The sequence below is a fragment of the Geomonas diazotrophica genome (assembly GCF_019063885.1).
In the GTDB taxonomy this organism is placed as follows: domain Bacteria; phylum Desulfobacterota; class Desulfuromonadia; order Geobacterales; family Geobacteraceae; genus Geomonas; species Geomonas diazotrophica.
On record NZ_CP077684.1, the window covers coordinates 594740 to 611889 of the forward strand.

Below are 17150 nucleotides of genomic sequence, written 5' to 3' on the forward strand. Positions count from 1 at the left end.
ACAGGTTTCCATAGTTGTCCTCTCTGCCGTGATGGCGGGTGGACCGGAAACGGCCGAGAGAGACCCTCGCTGGGCCGCAGATGGCGGTTCCGGCCTACGGTTGATGTTTCGTTAGCGTCGGTTAGTCGGGTTTATGGTGCCGAGCCTTGAGGTTGCTGGACGTCGAATGCGGGGTGCTGGGAGTGAGGCCCTCGCCCTGACTGACGATTCGCTCTGTGAGATCGTGGCGTTTGTTTCTTGAGAGACATGCACCAACTGATGTCATCGAACGACTATCCGCTCTCCTCTCTGAGCCTTGATTTTAATTATTGCAAAATAACACAAAGGGCTTCAAAAGCAAGTGCAAATGTATACGAGAGCCGGATTGACACGCAGTCTCAGTCTGTTAGACTTTTGCCGGACTCGACGCTGTGTCTTGTTCCCGCCGATACAGTCCCGCAGAACATTAGACGAAAGCGACTCTTCGCCGACCCAAAGCCGTCGGCCTCACCATGAAAGACAGGGGGTATTCAATGGAGCCTTACATCTGCACCGTCTGCCAATACGTCTACGACCCCTACCTGGGTGACCCGGAAAACGGGGTGCCGCCAGGAACCCCCTTCGCCGACCTTCCCGACGACTGGGTCTGTCCCATCTGCGGGGTCGGCAAGGAGGCCTTCGAACCGGAGTAGGGCATGTAAAAAGGGGGGGAGCTGAACTGCTCCCCCCCTTAGCGCTTTAGAGACCCTGCAGCAGTCCCTCCAATTCGGTTGTGATCTGTTTGAGATCTTGCAGCTTCATGTCGCCCATGTGCGCGACGCGGAAGGTCTTCCCTTTCAGCTTCCCGTAACCGTCATCGAACGCAATGCCGCGCTCGCCCAGCTGTTTCTTCACCAGGGCCAGGTCCACGCCCCGGTCGTTGGTGGCGCAGGTGAGGGTGACCGAACGGTACGGCTCGGCCGGCAGGATGCCGAAGCCGTGCTGCTCCGCCCAGCCGCGCATGAAGGTAGCCATCTCCTGGTGGCGCTGCCAGCGCTTTTCCAGCCCTTCCGCGAAGATGCGCTCCAGCTGGAGGTCCATGGCGTAGATGAGCGAGATGCACGGGGTGGAGGGGGTGTTGTCCTTCTGGTCGGCGGCCAGGAACTCGAGGAAGTCGAAGTAGTAGCCGCGGCCGGGGACGGTCTTGGCGCGCTCCAGCGCCTTCTCGCTGGCGGTGAAGACGGCGAGGCCCGGCGGCAGCGCGAAGGCCTTCTGCACGCCGAAGACGCAGCAGTCGATCCCCAGTTCGTCGATGGGGATGTTGAGCGCGCTCATCGAGGAGACGGTGTCTATGATCGAGACGACGTCAGGGTACTTCTTGAGCACCTCTCCGATCTCGGCAAGAGGCGACATGGTGCCGGTGGAGGTCTCGTTGTGGATCAAGGTGATGGCGTCGTACTTGCCGGTGGCAAGTGCCGCGTCCACCATCTCGGGGGTGATGGGCTGCCCCCACTCCGCCTTGAAGGCGTCGGCTTCCTTGCCGCAGGAAAGGGTCACGTTGTGCCACTTGTCGGAGAAGGCGCCGTTGCAGAAGTTGGCGCAGCGCTTGCCGACCAGGTTCCGTACCGCTCCCTCCATGGCGCCGAAGGCGCTCGAGGTGGAGAGGAACACCTTCTCTTTGGTGGACATGAGTTGCTTCAGCTTGTCGGTGACGCCCTTGTGCAGGCGCGCGTACTCCGGCATGCGGTGGCCGATCATCGGCGTTGCCATGGCCTGGAGTATCTCGGGGCTCACCTCGATCGGTCCGGGGATGTACAGCTTCTTATGCATGTAGGCTCCGTATCAAGCTTTTTTTGCCGGCAGCGTGCGGCGGGGAAGGGGTTGGGAAGGGGCGCGGCGCCGAGGTGCGAGCGGTCCGCGAGCCTGCTGCAGGCGGATCGTCAACCTAGCAGATTACGAGGTCGATGTCAATTCTCACGTCCTGATTTGTAACACGAAAAACAGGGGGCGGGCGGCGCGGGAGAAGGAGCGTGCTCCGAACGTCGAGGCGCCCCCGCCAGGCCTCCCGCGCCACCTCCATACGCGACGGCAGCGGCCGCCGCTGGTTCGCGCCTCGGCGGCAACCTCCGGCGCTTCCCGTCTGAAATCCCGCCTATATTGTATATGTTGCGTATTGCTCGGCAAAATGTTACACATACCGGTTAGCTGTCAAATACATTAAAACGGAAAACTCCGCCTTTTTAATAATTTAGGGCGGGGTATTTATCCGCTGGAAAACCATGAAACCTATTATTGCCATCGTCGGACGCCCCAACGTAGGGAAGTCCACCCTTTTCAACAGGCTGGTCGGGCGCCGTAAGGCGATGGTCGACGACATGCCCGGGGTCACCCGGGACCGCAACTACGCCGAGGTGAACCGTTTCGACTTCCCCTTCATCCTGGTCGATACCGGCGGCTTCGAGCCGGAGACCTCGGACCGGCTGTTGCAGCAGATGCGCGAGCAGTCACGTTTTGCCATGGACGAGGCCGATCTCATCCTCTTCGTGATGGATGCCCGCGACGGGCTCACCCCCGCCGACCGCGACGTGGTGGAGATGCTCAGGCGCATCAACAAGCCGGTCTTCTACATCATCAACAAGGTGGACGGCGAGAAACAGGAAGCCAACGCAGGCGACTTCTACTCCCTGGGGGTGGACCAGATCCACACCATTTCCGCCGAGCACAACCGCGGCGTGGGCGACCTGATGGACGAGGTGCTGGCCGCGCTTCCCTACAACAGGGAGAAGGATGAGGACGAGGAGATCACCAAGATCGCCGTGGTAGGGCGCCCCAACGTGGGCAAATCCACCCTGGTGAACCGCCTCCTGGGATACGAACGCGTGGTGGCCAACCCCACCGCCGGCACCACCCGCGACGCGGTCGACACCCGTTTCACGGTGAACAAGAAACCCTACCTTCTGATCGACACCGCGGGCATCCGCAGGAAAGGGAAGACGGTCCAGAAGGTGGAGAAATACTCCGTCGTCGATGCCTTGCGCTCCATCGACCGCGCCGACGTGGTGCTCATCGTCTTGAGCGCCGAGGACGGGGTCACCGAGCAGGACACCAAGATCGCGGGCTACGCCTACGAGGCGGGGCGCGGCTGCATCTTCGTTGTGAACAAGTGGGACACGGTGCAAAAGGACAACTCCACCATCGGGAAGTTCACCGAGGAAATCCGCCGCAACTTCAAGTACCTTCCCTTCGCCCCGATCCTGTTCGTCTCGGCCCAGAGCGGGCAGCGCACCGGCAAGATCGTGGCCGAGGTGGATCAGGTGATGGAGCAGTACTGCAAGAGGGTGAGCACCGGCGAGTTGAACCGCATCTTCAACCAGGCGGTGGACGAGAACCACGCCCCGCTGGACGGCGGCAAGCGGGTGAAATTCTACTATGCGACGCAGGTGGGTGTGAAACCCCCTTCCTTTGTCGTCTTCACCAATCGTCCCGAGGGAATTCATTTTTCCTATGAGCGGTACATCATGAACCGTTTTAGAGAGGCGTTCGGCTTTAGCGGGACACCTTTGAAGCTTATTTTCCGCGGCAGAGACAAGAAAGATACCTAAATCATTCTTTACTTGGCCGATACGATGGTTTAGTATGATGCCTATTTCTAACCCACCCCCTACCAACAGCGAGCGGCATCAATGAGTCTAGTTGGCAATTTGGAAGATCTCGGATTAGGCGAGATTCTGCAGATCGTGAGCCTCAGCAGGAGGTCCGGCGTGCTCGCCCTGCAAAGCAGGGGGAGAGAGGCGCGGGTGATCTTCCGCAGCGGGCAGGTGATCCGCGCCACATCCTCGACCTTCCAGCAGAACCTGGGCGAGGTGCTGATCCAGCAGGGGGTCATCGACCTGGGGATCCTGAAGCGGGCGCTGAGCATACAGGCCGACGAGGGGTACACCCAGCTTCTGGGCGTGATCATGGTGGAGCGCTTCGGGGTGAGCGCCGACGCCATCGAGTCCGTGGTGCGGGAGCAGATCGAGAACGTGGTCTACTCGCTGTTCGCCTGGGCCGAAGGGACCTTCGAGTTCGAACTGCAGGAGGTGGGTGACGGCGACAACGCCAGGCTCGACCCGGTGCAGTTCATGCTGAAGCAGGGACTGAACCCGCAGTACCTGGCCATGGAAGGCTCCCGCATCATCGACGAACAGCGCCACCGCGGCGAAGGGGATGATGAACAGGGGACCCACCACGACGAATCGGTCGACTTCGCTTTCGACCTCCTGCAGGAGCCGTCCGCGGATGCTCCGGCCGCTCCCCCCCAAACGCCCGATGCTCCCCCCCTAAATGTCCAAGCGCAACCAGAGGGATCTCCCGTCCCGGCCGCCGCGGCCGCCGCGCCTGCAAGCGCGGGGGAGGGGAGGCCGCTGGTGCTGGTGGACGACGATCCTGCGACCCTCGCGGTTTTGAACTCCCTCCTTGCGGAGCAGGGGTACCGGGTGGAAGCCATGGAGCGCGGCGAGGACGCGCTGATCCGCGTGGATTCCCTGTACCGGGACGGCGTGCGCCCGACGGTGCTGGTCGACCTGATCATGCCGCGCATGGACGGCACCGGGATCCTGGGGGGGCTGGAGCTCATGGAGCTTGTGCGCAACAACTTCCCGGAGCTGCCGCTTCTGGGGCTCTCCGACTTCGAGAACGAAGAGGCGCAGCGCAAGATGCGCGGCCTGGGCATTCCGCTATTGATGAAGCCGCTTAAAAGCGAGGTCGAGGAATCGCTCGATCTCTTCGCACCGAGGCTCCTGGCGGCGCTTGAGAGCCTGGCGAGCGGCGAGGAGGCGGGGTTCACCAGCGTCAACATAGGCGACGAACTGAGGCTTGAGATGGGCGAGGAGCCCGCCCTTTACGCCCCGCAGCTGCACCAGAGTACCGGCATCTCGCAGTTGCGCGGCATGCTCGAGGAGCTGAACAACCCGCAGCTTGGCGGCGGGATCATCCTTTTGGTGCTCCGCTTCGCCGCGGAGTTCGTGAACCGCGCGGTGGTGCTCCTGGTCAAGAAGGACAGCGTCCAGGGGCTGGGGCAGTTCGGGCTGCAGGACAGGGACGGCCGCGCCGACTCGCAGGTCCGCAACCTCGCCATCCCCAGGGGGGAGCCGTCGCTCTTCTCAGAGGTGCTCGAGACCCGTTTCCCGGTGAAGGGTGGGGTCGACGCCTCGGTGTGGACCCACTACTTCCTGGAGCAGTTGGGGGGCGGGCGTCCCGCCGAGTACTTCGTGGGACCGATAGTGAGCGAAGGGAAGGTGGTCGCGGTCCTTTACGGTGACAACCTGCCCGAGGACAAGCCGATCGGCGACACCGATTCGCTTGAGATATTCCTGTGCCAGGCCGGCATAGCTATGGAAAAAGCACTGCTGCAGCGCAGGCTGCAGGAGCAGGGACGGGGAGAAATGTGACGTGAAGAGGATACTGATAGCGGAAGATTCAAACACCATGCGTTCCATGCTGGTTTCCACTATAGACGAACTGGAAAAATACACCATCGTCGAGGCCGCCAGCGGCTTCGAGGCGTTGCGTCTTTTGCCGCGCGAGCAGGTCGACCTGATCATCACCGACATCAACATGCCCGACATCAACGGGCTCGAGCTGATCAGCTACGTGCGCAACAACCCCAACTACCAGTCCATCCCGCTGTTCATCGTATCCACCGAGAGCGGCGAGAAGGACCTCGAGAAGGGGCTTGCCCTGGGCGCGAACGAGTACCTGGTGAAGCCCTTCGACCCGGTGAAGCTGCAGGAACTGGTCTGCAAGTACCTGGGGGATTAAAACCGGTTCTACGTTCTCTGTTCCACGTTGATCCACAAGCAGGCGCAATGACATGCCGCGCCGAAGACGATGCAAGGGAACCTGGAACCTGGAGACAGAACACAGAGCTTAAAACCTTACATACTTAGAACGTAGAACGTAGAACGTCTTCTTAAAAAAGAGAGTCTATGAGCGTTGAGGATAACATAGGGAAAGCGTTGAAGGACTTTTTGGCCGAGGCCGAGGAGATCCTGGATCAGTTGAGCCTGGACCTGGTCTCGTTGAGCGACTGCGCCGACGGCGGTGAATGCAGCCCGGACCTGGTCAACTCCGTGTTCCGCGGCGCGCACTCGCTGAAGGGGCTGGCGGGGATGTTCGGGCTCGCCGACATCGCCGAGCTGGGGCACCACCTGGAGAACCTGCTCGACGCCCTGCGGCTGGGCAAGGTGGAGCTGGACCAGGCCGTGGTGAGCACCCTGTTCGAATCGACCGAACTCCTGGCGCAGCTGGTGCGCAGCGCCGGCGAGACCGGCGGCGAGGGGGCCGACCTTTCCGGCGCCATGCAGCGCATCAACGACTGCCTGACCCGCGGCCCCAAGGCCAGCCAGGACTCCCCCCTGGCCCGGCTGAACATCCCCGAGCGGGTGCTTTCCTCGATGACCGAGTACGAGGAACACCGCCTGCTTGAAAACGTGAAGAAGGGGCGCCACATCCATTCCATCCGGGTGTCGCTCCTCTTGGCGAGCTTCGACTCCGACCTCATGGAGCTCACCGACGCCCTGAAGCAGGCGGGCGAGGTGATCAGCACCCTTCCCTCCGCCTCCAGCGGGCTCGACGCCGGCATCGACTTCGAGATCCTCTTCGGCTCCGAGCTCTCCGCCGGCGCGCTTACCCCGATCATCGACCGCGAGCACCTGAGCATCACCACCTTCGGCGAACAGGCCAGGGAAGAGGCCCCCGGGAGGGGCGCGCAGGCAGCGGCTCCGGCCGCGGAAGCTGGCGGCGCTGAAGCTGGCGGCGCGGAAGGTGAGTTCCTGGCGCCTGTTGCCGGCGACGCCGGCGCCATCAGTGCCAAGAGCATGAGCCGTACCGTCCGCGTCGACATCGGCAAGCTCGACCTGTTGATGAACATCGTGGGGGAACTGGTGCTCTCCCACTCGATGATCGCCGACGTCGCCGCGCGCATGCGCCGCGACGGGCTGATCGTCCCGTCCCAGGAGCTGAGCAAGGCGGCCAAGGGGCTCGAGAAGAAGCTCTCTGAACTGCAGAAAGGGGTCATGGAGATCAGGATGATCCCGGTCGGGCAGCTCTTCGACAAGATGACCCGGATCATCCGGAAGATCGCCCGCGAGCAGGGGAAGAAGGTCGAACTGAAGCTCTACGGCGTGGACACGGAGCTGGACAAGCTGATCATCGAGGACATCTCCGACCCGGTCATGCACATCGTGAGAAACTGCATCGACCACGGCATCGAGACCCCCGAGGCGCGGCTGGCCGCGGGCAAGGACGAGAAGGGGACCATCACCCTCTCCTCCTACCAGAAGGGGAACCACGTCGTGATCCAGGTGGACGACGACGGCGGCGGCATCGACGTGGCGCGGGTGAAGCAAAAGGCGGTGAAGCTCGGGATCATCTCCTCTCCCGACGAGGTGAGCGACCGCGACGCGCTCGATTTCATCTTCCGCCCCGGCTTTTCCACCACCGAAACGGTGAGCGAGATCTCCGGCCGCGGCGTGGGCATGGACGTGGTCCGCACCAACATCGCCGCGCTCTCCGGCATGATCGACTTGGAAAACTTCCCGGGGCAGGGGGCGCGTTTCGTCATCACCCTCCCCATCACCCTGGCCATCATCAAGGCGCTCATCATCTCCACCGCGGGGCGCACCTACGCGCTCCCCATCACCTCGGTGCTGGAAAGCATCATCGTGGAGCAGAAGGAGATCAAGACGGTCGAGCGCAAGGAAGTGATCCAGCTGCGCGAGACGACCCTCCCCCTTCTGCGCCTCTCCGAGCTGTTCGAGCTCAAGAGTGCGCAGGCGGCGCCGGAGAGCTGCTACGTGGTCGTCGTGGGGGTCGCCGAGAAGCGGCTGGGGCTCGTGGTGGACGACCTTTTGGGGCAGCAGGATATCGTCATCAAGTCCATCGGGGACACCTTCGCCGGTTTCCGGGGGATCTCCGGCGCCGCGGACCTGGGAGACCAGCGCACCATCCTGGTCCTGGACGTGGGTAGCGTGATCGCCGAGGCCACTCGGGGGAGCGCCTGATGTACAAGGAATTTTACGGCCTGACCGAGAAGCCCTTCAGCAAGACCCCCGATCCCCGCTTCCTCTACATGAGCTCGGGGCACCAGGAGGCGCTGGCGCGGCTCGAGTACGCGGTCGAGGAGAGCGAGATCGCCCTCTTGACCGGCGACATCGGCTGCGGCAAGACCACCATCTCGCGCGCCCTCATGGACCGGATGGGGGACCGCTACCACTTCATGTTCGTGTTCAACCCGCGACTGACCGCGGACGAACTCTTGCGGGTGATCGCCTCCGGGCTGCAGGTGAACGAGCCGTCGTTGCAGAAGGACCAGCTCCTGAAGGAGATCACCACGGCGCTGTACCGGCTGCACGGGGAGGGGCGGGTCCCGGTGGTGGTGATCGACGAGGCGCAGATGATCCCGGACCGGGAACTCTTCGACGAGCTGCGCCTTTTGACCAATTTCCAGCTCGACGACCGCAACCTGGTGAGCGTGATCATCATGGGGCAGCCGGAGCTGCGCGAGATGCTGGCCTCCCCGGTGTACGAGCCGTTCCGGCAGCGCATCTCGCTCAACTTCCACCTGGCCCCCTTGGGGCTGGAGGAGACGCTGGAGTACCTCGATTTCAGGATCGTGGCGGCCGGCGGCGAGCCGGGGCTCTTCTCGCCGGACGCCGTGCAGAGGATCTACGAGCTTTCCGGAGGGGTGCCGCGCCGCATCAACGCCGTGGCCACCAACGCGCTTTTGATCGGCTACGGCAAGGACTCCGCCTGGATCGACGCCTCCATTATCGAGGAAACCGCGGCGGAGCTGCTGGCTTAGACGCTCGTTCTGGGTTCTACGTTCTGCGCTCCACGTTAACGGAACCCTTCGTTAGCCCAGCCGCAGGTGCCGAACCGAGAACAACATAGAACGAACATAGAACGTAGAACCGGTCTTGAGGTTTCGATGAATCTTGCAGAGATCAGAAAGAAGGCTTCCCGCGGAGAGGCGCAGGGCGGAACGGCGCGCGAAGCGGCGCCCGAGCGAGGGCAGGCGCCCGAGTCGGAACCCTGGCCGACGTCGGCTGAGACGGAGGCGGTGCTTCCGCCTGTCGAGGAGTTCTCCGCTGCCGAACCCGTTGTGCCCGAGCCCGTCGTGCCCGAACCCGTGGATCCCGATCCGGTGCCGCGCGCCTCGACTCCGGCCTGGCAGGCCGAGCAGTTCGCCACCCCGTACGAGTACCAGGATGATTTCGACGAGTTCGACCCGGTCGCCGTCATCCTGAGGGGGCGCGAGTCCGCCTCCTTCGAGACCGAGACCCTGCAGCAGGAGGTCGCGGAAGCGGCCAGCGTCGAGCTCCTCTGCTTCCGGGTGGCGAGCGAGGAGTACGCCATCAGCATCATGGACATCAAGGAGATCATCAAGCCGCGCGAGGTGACCGAGGTCCCCAGGGTCCCGTCCTTTGTGCGCGGCATCCTGTCGCTGCGCGGCAACATCATCCCCATCTTCGACATGAAGACCAGGCTGGGGCTCTCCGACGGGGCCGTTTCGGAGCGCGAGCGCATCGTGGTGGTGAAACGCCAGGGTGGGTACGCCGGCGTGCTGGTCGACGAGGTGGTGCAGGTGGTCCGGATCGCCGAGGGGGGGATCGAGCCTCCGCCGGTGGTGCTGGAGGGGATCGATCGCGAGTTCGTGCAGGGAATCGGGCGGGTCGGCGGCAGGATGCTGATCCTGCTCGACATGGAAAAGGTTTTGGACGTAGGGCTCTTGTAGAGTAGGGTGCAGGGGGGGACGAGCATGGAGAAGAACAGGATCCTCGTGGTCGAGGATGAAGAGAGCCTGCTGAAGCTGGAGAGCATCCTCTTCACCTCGAAGGGATACCAGGTCACCGGGGTGCGCGGCGGCAACGACGCGCTGGAGGCGATCGCCAAGGACGCACCGGACCTCGTGGTCCTCGACCTCATGCTGCCGGACATGGACGGCTTCGAGGTCTGCCGCAGCATCAAGGAAAACCCCGCAACCAGTGCCATCCCGGTGGTGATGCTGACGGCGAAGAAGAGCAGCCGCGACCTCGAGCACGGCAGGCAGGTCGGCGCCGACGCCTACATCACCAAGCCCTTCAAGTCGGTGAAGGTGCTCGAGGTGATCGAAGGGCTCCTGGGGAACGAGGGTGCAGCAAAGGGGGACGCTGTCTGATGACGGAGGAGCTGCAGGAAATTCAGGTCGCCTGCCTGCGCATGGATGACGGGCTCTACGCCGTCGACATCATGCGCATCAGGGAGATCATCAGGGTGCCGAAGCTCGCCCCGCTGCCGCGGGCGCTCCCCTTCGTCGAGGGGGTGATCAACCTGCGCGGTTCCGTGATACCGGTGGTGGATCTGAGGAAGCGTTTCGGGCTTCCCGCCGCCGAGAACACGGAGAGCGCGCGCCTTCTGATCCTCTCCATCTCGGGGCAGCCGCTGGCCCTGATGGTCGACGAGGTCACCGAGATGATCACCATACCGCTCAGGGAGCTCAAGGCGCCGCCGCGCGGCGTGCGGATCGTGGGGGGGGAGTACATGGTGGGGCTCTGCCTGGTGCGTGACGTCCCGGTGATGCTGCTCAACATCGACGCCCTGCTCACCTTCCAGGAGAAGGCCCAGTTGGGCTACCTTACCCCCCAGGGGGAGACCACTTCCACGACGAAAAAGAGCCCAGCATGCTGATAGTCTGTCCTAACTGCAAGAAACGATTCAACGTTGCCGTCGACAGCTCCGACGAGCCGAAGAAACTGCGCTGCTCGAGCTGCAAGGCCGTGTTCCGGCTGGTGCGCAAGAGCGACCGCCAGGCTGCGCCCAAGGCGAAGGTGAAGGTCGTGGTCGCCAACGAGAGCGCCGCCTTCTGCAAGGCGGTGGAGAAGGTACTCTCGGCCGAACCGTTCGAGCTCTTTCTCTGCACCGACGGGAAGGAAGCTCTGGAAACCGTGCAGCGGGTGACCCCCGATGTGCTGCTATTGGACGTGGCGCTGCCGACCATGTTCGGGTTCGAGGTCTGCGAGCGGGTGCGCCAGGATCCGGCCCTTGCCAGGGTGAAGATAGTGCTGATCGCCTCGATCTACGACAAGACCCGCTACAAGCGGTCGCCGAACTCGCTGTACGGGGCCGACGACTACATAGAGAAGCACCACATCCCGGACTCCCTGGTCTCGATGATCTACCGCCTCACCTCCGGCGACATGCCCCCGGTGGTGCGCCCGACCGAAAGCGAACTGGCTGCCCAGGAGGAGAGCCGCAGCGAGATCAGGCAGGTGGAAGTCGAGGAGACCTCGATGCCCGAGGCCGCAGCAGCTGCAGCGCCGGCACCCGAGCCCCCTGCGCCGGCTGCAGCGGCGGTCCCGGTTGCTGCGCAAACAAAGGCCCCGGCGCCGGTCATGGCGGCACCGGAGGCTCCCGTGGTCGAGGCCGCCGAGGCCGCCGCCGTCGCGCCCCCCGAGGCACCGGTCGTCGCCGCACCCGCGCCCCCCGCGATCGAGGAAGCCGCGACGGCTCCCGGCGCTCCGGCAGCTCCCGCCGAGCCCGCCGCTGCGGCCCCGGCGCAGCTCCCCGAGGAGCAGGTGAAAGCGAGGCGTTTGGCCAGGATCATCGTTTCCGACATCGTCCTCTACAACCAGGCGAAGGTGGAACAGGGTGTGCGGGAGGGGAGCTTCTACGAACTCCTGGCCGACGACATACGCGAAGGGGAGTATCTGTACCAGCAGAGGGTGTCCCAGCAGGTGCGTGACACCACCTCCTTCCTGAAAGATGCCTTCGACGAGCTTATCGCTAAAAAACGGGCTGAACTGAGTATTTAGGAGAGTACCCTGTCCAACGATCTGCTGGAAATCTCTGAGAGACTGGCCGCTGCCGACGAGGAGCAACGGCGCTTTGCGGTCATGTCCCTGCGCCGCCGCCCCTTCCCCGAGGTGATGGAGCTGCTGTTCCGTGCCATGGGGGATGACAGCTGGCGGGTGCGCAAGGAGGCGGTCGGCGTGGTGCTGCAGGCGCAGCCGCTGCAGGCGGGCGAGATCGAGGCCCTGATCGCGCTGCTGCGTTCCGCCGACAACGCGGGGCTGCGCAACTCCGCGGTCGAGTCGCTGGAGCGGATCGGCGAGCCCGCGGTGGAGCATCTCTGCGCGCACCTGGGCGATCCCGATCACGACCTGCGCAAGTTCATCATCGACATCCTGGGCAACATCCGCTGTGCCGCCTGTCTCCCCCTGCTGGTGCAGGCGCTGGATGACGAGGACATGAACGTCCGCGTCGCCGCGGCCGAGAACCTCGGCAAGATCGGCGACGGGCGCGCGCTGCCGCACCTTCTGAAGGTGCTGGACGGAGGCGAGGTCTGGCTGAAGTTCACCGTGCTGGACGCACTCGCCTCCATAGGGGCTCCGGTGCCGCTTGCCAAGCTGGAACCGCTCCTGCAGGAAGGGCTCCTGCGCCGCGCCACCTACGACTGCCTGGGTGTCCTCGGGGACAGGAAATGCTTCCCCTTGCTCCTTGAGGGGCTGCACGACAAGGCGAAGAACGCCCGCGAGGCAGCGACCATAGCGCTGATGCGCTTGCGGGGGCGCTTGACCCCGCAGGAACAGGAAGAGCTGGTGGACCGCCCGCTCAGGGAGCTTTCCGGGAGCGCTACCGCGAAGAAGCTGATCGACTCGCTGCACGGCGAGGAGCCGGTGATGATCTCCGCGCTGGCGCAGGTTTGCGGCATCATGGGAGACGAGCGCGCCGCGCTTCCCCTGGTGCGCGTGGCACGCGCCGAGCGCCTGAGAGGGGTCTGCCTGGAGGCGCTGCGCCGCATCGGCGACCCGGTGCTGCCGCTGCTTCTCGAGCACTTCCCCTTCGCCATCGCCGCGGAGCGCGCCGTCATCGTGCACCTCATCGCGGAGACCGGGCGCCCGGGCAACGATGATCTCCTCTTCGCCGCGCTCGACGACGACGGGGCGGAGGTAAGGCGCTGTGCGGCCGTCGCCCTGGGGCGGCTGGCGCCGAAAGGGGCCGCGGCGCGGGTGGCCCGCCTGCTTGACGACGAAGACGCCCAGGTGCGCGAAGGTGTCCTCGACGGGCTGCAGCATCTTGCCGCCAGGGATCCCGACGGCGTGGGCGCGATCTGCTCCGACCTTCTGCGGAGCCGGGACGCGCGCAAGAGGCGGGATGCCGCCATCGTCCTGGGCGCGCTGGGCGACGGCGAGAGGCTTGCCCTTTTGGTCAAGGACGAGGACGCCTCGGTGCGACGTGCCGCGGTCGCCTCCCTGGCGCGCGTGGAACTGCCGCAGGCCCTGGGTGCCCTGTCCCTCTCGCTCTCCGACGAGGAACCGGAGGTGCGTGCCGCGGCGGCTCAGGCACTTGCCGAAAGGGGAGGGGACGAGGTGCTGGCGCCGCTTTGCGTGGCCCTAACCGATGCCGATCCCTGGGTGCAGACCGCGGCCCTCAAGGGGCTCACCTCTTTGGGGAACCCCGAGGCCCTGCCGGGCGTGACCGCGCTCCTTGGGCAGGCGCAGGGGCCGGTGCTGATCGCCGCCCTCTCCACGCTGGCCGCGCTCGGGGGGAAAGAGGCGCTCGGGCCGGTGCGCAACGCGCTTTACCACAGCGACGAGGAGGTGGTGGAGGCCGCCATCGGGATTCTCGCGACTTACAGCGCTGACTGGATCGACGAGCACGGTCAGGCGCTCCTGGCGCACCCGCACTGGATGGTGCGGCGCTCCTTCGTGCGGGCCCTGGCCCAGCTGCAGGGGGCGGACTCGGTGGCGGTATTGGACCAGGCGTTGGCCCGGGAGTCGGACCCGCTGGTCAAGGGCGAGATCGTAGAACTGCTCGACAGGCTGCGCTAATGCCATACTTCGAACCCGAATTGCAACTGACGGAAGAGGAATTCCGCCTGATCAGGGACCTGATCTACAACCACTGCGGTCTCTTTTTCGACGACGACAGCAAGTACCTGCTGGACCGTCGGCTCGGGCAGCGGGTGACCCATCACAACCTGTCGGGCTTTCGCGAGTACTACCAGTTCCTGAAGTACGACAGGAGGAGGGACGAGGAGATCGCCGACATCATGGATCTCCTCACCACCAACGAGACCTACTTCTTCCGCGAGGCTTTCCAGCTGCGGGCCTTCACCGACGAGATCGTGCCCGAGCTGATGAAGCTGAAGCAGCGCGAGCGCACCCTGCGCATCTGGAGCGCGGGGTGTTCCACCGGCGAGGAACCCTATACCATCGCCATGCTCCTCTTGGAGATGGGGTGCTTCCACGGCTGGCGGATCGAGATAGTCGGCTCCGACATAAGCCACCGCGTGGTGCAGCACGCCCGCAAGGGGATCTACACCAAGGCCTCCTTCCGTGCCACCGATGAGCGTTACCTGAAGCGCTTCTTCACCGAGACCGACGAGGGGTATCGCATCTGCGACGAGGTGCGGGAGCTGGTCACGATCAGCCAGATGAACCTGTTCGACGCCAACCGTCTGGCCCTTTTGGGGAAGATGGACGTCATCTTCTGCCGCAACGTGATCATCTACTTCGACCAGACTTCCAAGAAGCGGGTCATCGAGTCGTTCTACAACACCTTGCGCGGCGGCGGCTACCTCCTTTTGGGACACTCGGAATCGCTTATGAACCTTTCGACCGCCTTTGCGCTGAAACACCTGAAAAACGACATGGTCTACCAGAAAACAGATACGACCGGCGGCGGAGTGCCCAAGTGAAAAAGATACGGGTAGTAGTCGTAGACGATTCGGCCTATAATCGGCGCGCCATCACCAGGATGCTGGAGGAACTCCCGGGAGTCCAGGTGATCGGGTACGCCACCAACGGCGAGGAGGGGATCCGGAGGGTGATCGATCTCACCCCGGACCTGGTTACGCTCGATCTCGAGATGCCGCGCATGGACGGCTTCACCATGTTGCGCATCCTGATGGCGAGTACGCCGGTCCCGGTGATCGTGATCAGCTCGACCTCCGGCGACGAGAAGGTGTTCAAGGCGCTGGAGCTTGGGGCCGTCGACTTCATCGCCAAGCCGACCAGCGTCATCTCTGACGAGCTTTTGAAGATCCAGCAGGACCTGCACCAGAAGGTCCAGGCGGTGTTCAAGCTGAACATGGCGCGGGTGCAAAAAAGGGCCGAACCGGCTCCCCCTGCGGCCGAGATCGCCGTTCCCGCGGCTCCCGTCGATGTGACGAGCTCCATAGACATAGTCGCCATCGGCTCCTCGACAGGCGGCCCGCCGGCCCTGCAGCGCATCTTCTCCTCATTCCGGGAAGCGCCTCCCTTCGCCATGGTGATTTCCCAGCACATGCCCGCCGGGTTCACCACCGCCTTTGCCGAGAGGCTGAACCGCAGCACCGGGTTCGAGGTGCGCGAGGCAAAGGACGGCGACGAGGTGCTGCCGGGGCGGGCCCTCATCGCGCCGGGCGGGAAGAACCTCGTCTTTGCCAGGATGGGCGACAAGGTGGTTGCACGCATCGTCCCCCCGGGTCCCAAGGACCGCTACGTCCCGTCGGTGGACGTGATGTTCCGCTCCTGCGCCGAACTCTACCAAAGCCGCATGCTTGCCGTCGTCCTGACCGGGATGGGCAACGACGGGGCCGCGGGGGTGCGCGAGGCGAAGAAGGCGGGTGCCCAGGTGGTGGCCGAGTCCGAGGAATCCGCCGTGGTGTTCGGCATGCCGCGCGAGGCGATTGCCACGGGGGTGGTGGACAGGGTGGTGCCCATGGACGGCATGGTGCGTGAGATAGTGCTTCGTTGCGGTCTCTTGCCGCGATTCGGTTGATCAACTAGACGTAAATTCGGGGTGCGCATGCAAAAGGACGATGAACGACTGGTTCATAGCAGGGGTGAGGAGTTCCTGCAGGTTTTCAAGAAGGGGGCGGAGTTCACCCAGGAGCTTTTGAGGGAGAACGAGCGTCTCAGGTTCCGCGTGCTGGAACTGGAGAAATCCCAGATGACGGGCGAGGTGGCGCCGGCTGCGGAGCTTAAGAAGCTCAGCGAGCGGATCGCCGACCTGGAGCAGGAGAAGCAGGAGATCCTGGACCGGATCAAGCACGTCGAGGAAGAAAACCAGGATTTCGCGGCACGCTACCTGGAGATCGAGGATGAGAACAACAACCTCGCCAATCTCTACATCGCGAGCTACCAGCTCCACTCCACGCTCGACTTCAAGGAAGTGCTCCAGATCATCACGGAGATCATCATCAACCTGATCGGTGCCGAGGAGTTCGCCATCATGCTGCTCGACGAGAAGAGCGACGAGCTGCAGGCGGTCTCGACCGAAGGGATCGACCGCAGCGAGATCCCCTCCTTCCGTCTCGGCAAGGGGATCATCGGGAACGTGGCCCAGTCCGGCGAGAATCACTTCGCCAGCGACTTCGACAGCTACCAGCGTGACTTCAGCGCCCCGATGGTGTGCATCCCGCTCAAGATCAAGGATCACGTCATCGGCGTGCTGGCGATCTACAAGCTGTTGATGCAGAAAAAGGAATTCGCCGCCGTCGACTACGAGCTTTTCACCCTGCTGGCCGGTCATGCCGCCACCGCCATCTTCAGCTCGCGGCTCTACAGCGATTCGGAGCGTAAGCTGTCGACCATCCAGGGGTTCATTGATCTATTGACGAAATAGCCAGCTGTGCAATGGGGGATACAGTTCAGATGTCAGATTACAACGTATTGATAGTCGAAGATTCACCCACCATGAGGCAGCTCATCGCCTTTGCGCTGAAGCGGATCAGGGGGGTGCGCATAGTCGAGGCCAACGACGGCGTCGACGGCTTGAAAAAGCTTTCTTCCGAGCGTTTCGACCTGATCCTGACCGACATCAACATGCCGATCATGGACGGCTTGAAGTTGGTGAGCCTGGTGCGAAACGACGCCAACTACAAGGCGATACCCATCGTGGTCATCACCACCGAGGGCGCGCAGGAAGACAGGGAGCGTGCCTTGGCGCTGGGAGCCAACGACTACATCACCAAGCCGATCCAGCCGACCAAGATTCTGGACGTAGCCAAGAACCTGCTCCGGATCGTCTAACCGGCTCCGCCCGGCGTACCGGTCCGCGCCTGCTCCAAGGCGGCCGCGAACGACCCGTGCACCGTTTCCGCACCTCCCGCTGGAGGGGGCAGGGGCAGCCTTCGTCCGTCGTGATCCCTCTGGGGGCACTTCGTTGCACCAGGTCCACCAGGT

General features: G+C 63.7%; 16 protein-coding genes. 15 read left to right on the top strand and 1 reads right to left on the bottom strand.

The genetic code is table 11. The features are described 5' to 3' along the window. Positions 1 to 512: 512 nt before the first annotated feature. Positions 513 to 671, top strand: a complete 159-nt coding sequence (gene rd, locus KP003_RS02590) for a rubredoxin (protein ID WP_199394171.1) — start codon at positions 513 to 515, stop codon at positions 669 to 671. A gap of 46 nt (positions 672 to 717) precedes the next feature. Here the strand turns inward: rd and KP003_RS02595 are convergent, their stop codons facing one another. Next, the gene (locus tag KP003_RS02595) at positions 718 to 1788 is read right to left on the bottom strand and encodes a pyridoxal-phosphate-dependent aminotransferase family protein (RefSeq protein WP_217300261.1); all 1071 of its coding nucleotides are present in this window, start codon (positions 1786 to 1788) and stop codon (positions 718 to 720) included. Positions 1789 to 2237: 449 nt separating this feature from the next. On the opposite strand from KP003_RS02595, the gene der reads away from it, so the two are divergent. The 14 genes from der to KP003_RS02665 all read left to right on the top strand — a co-directional run bounded on the left by der (position 2238) and on the right by KP003_RS02665 (position 16997). Further along, positions 2238 to 3560, top strand: a complete 1323-nt coding sequence (der, locus tag KP003_RS02600; protein WP_216497234.1) for a ribosome biogenesis GTPase Der — start codon at positions 2238 to 2240, stop codon at positions 3558 to 3560. Between the two features lie 81 nt (positions 3561 to 3641). Continuing rightward, on the top strand, positions 3642 to 5390 hold the full coding sequence (locus KP003_RS02605) for a response regulator (protein WP_217300262.1): 1749 nt from the start codon (positions 3642 to 3644) through the stop codon (positions 5388 to 5390). Position 5391: 1 nt separating this feature from the next. Further along, positions 5392 to 5760, top strand: a complete 369-nt coding sequence (locus KP003_RS02610; protein ID WP_199389425.1) for a response regulator — start codon at positions 5392 to 5394, stop codon at positions 5758 to 5760. Positions 5761 to 5927: 167 nt separating this feature from the next. Beyond that, positions 5928 to 8003: a chemotaxis protein CheA gene (locus KP003_RS02615; protein ID WP_217300263.1), complete on the top strand. Its 2076-nt coding sequence runs from the start codon at positions 5928 to 5930 to the stop codon at positions 8001 to 8003. Continuing rightward, complete coding sequence (locus tag KP003_RS02620; RefSeq protein WP_216497231.1) at positions 8003 to 8803, top strand: ExeA family protein; 801 nt, start codon at positions 8003 to 8005, stop codon at positions 8801 to 8803. Before KP003_RS02615 ends, KP003_RS02620 begins: the two co-directional genes overlap by 1 nt. Positions 8804 to 8929: 126 nt before the next feature. After that, on the top strand, positions 8930 to 9736 hold the full coding sequence (locus tag KP003_RS02625) for a chemotaxis protein CheW (protein WP_217300264.1): 807 nt from the start codon (positions 8930 to 8932) through the stop codon (positions 9734 to 9736). A gap of 24 nt (positions 9737 to 9760) precedes the next feature. Beyond that, the gene (locus KP003_RS02630) at positions 9761 to 10159 is read left to right on the top strand and encodes a response regulator transcription factor (protein ID WP_216497229.1); all 399 of its coding nucleotides are present in this window, start codon (positions 9761 to 9763) and stop codon (positions 10157 to 10159) included. Continuing rightward, positions 10159 to 10668 (top strand): chemotaxis protein CheW, encoded by a 510-nt coding sequence (locus KP003_RS02635; protein WP_216497228.1) that lies wholly within the window; start codon positions 10159 to 10161, stop codon positions 10666 to 10668. The genes KP003_RS02630 and KP003_RS02635 overlap by 1 nt, the downstream gene beginning before the upstream one ends. Continuing rightward, positions 10662 to 11792: a response regulator gene (locus tag KP003_RS02640; protein ID WP_217300265.1), complete on the top strand. Its 1131-nt coding sequence runs from the start codon at positions 10662 to 10664 to the stop codon at positions 11790 to 11792. Before KP003_RS02635 ends, KP003_RS02640 begins: the two co-directional genes overlap by 7 nt. Before the next feature lie 81 nt (positions 11793 to 11873). Next, positions 11874 to 13811, top strand: a complete 1938-nt coding sequence (locus KP003_RS02645) for a HEAT repeat domain-containing protein (protein ID WP_217300266.1) — start codon at positions 11874 to 11876, stop codon at positions 13809 to 13811. Further along, complete coding sequence (locus KP003_RS02650) at positions 13811 to 14680, top strand: CheR family methyltransferase (RefSeq protein WP_216497225.1); 870 nt, start codon at positions 13811 to 13813, stop codon at positions 14678 to 14680. The genes KP003_RS02645 and KP003_RS02650 overlap by 1 nt, the downstream gene beginning before the upstream one ends. After that, positions 14677 to 15744, top strand: a complete 1068-nt coding sequence (locus KP003_RS02655; RefSeq protein ID WP_217300267.1) for a protein-glutamate methylesterase/protein-glutamine glutaminase — start codon at positions 14677 to 14679, stop codon at positions 15742 to 15744. The genes KP003_RS02650 and KP003_RS02655 overlap by 4 nt, the downstream gene beginning before the upstream one ends. A gap of 27 nt (positions 15745 to 15771) precedes the next feature. Continuing rightward, positions 15772 to 16590, top strand: a complete 819-nt coding sequence (locus tag KP003_RS02660; RefSeq protein ID WP_217300268.1) for a GAF domain-containing protein — start codon at positions 15772 to 15774, stop codon at positions 16588 to 16590. A 29-nt stretch (positions 16591 to 16619) separates the two neighbouring features. Then, the gene (locus KP003_RS02665) at positions 16620 to 16997 is read left to right on the top strand and encodes a response regulator (RefSeq protein WP_216497222.1); all 378 of its coding nucleotides are present in this window, start codon (positions 16620 to 16622) and stop codon (positions 16995 to 16997) included. Positions 16998 to 17150 lie beyond the last annotated feature (153 nt).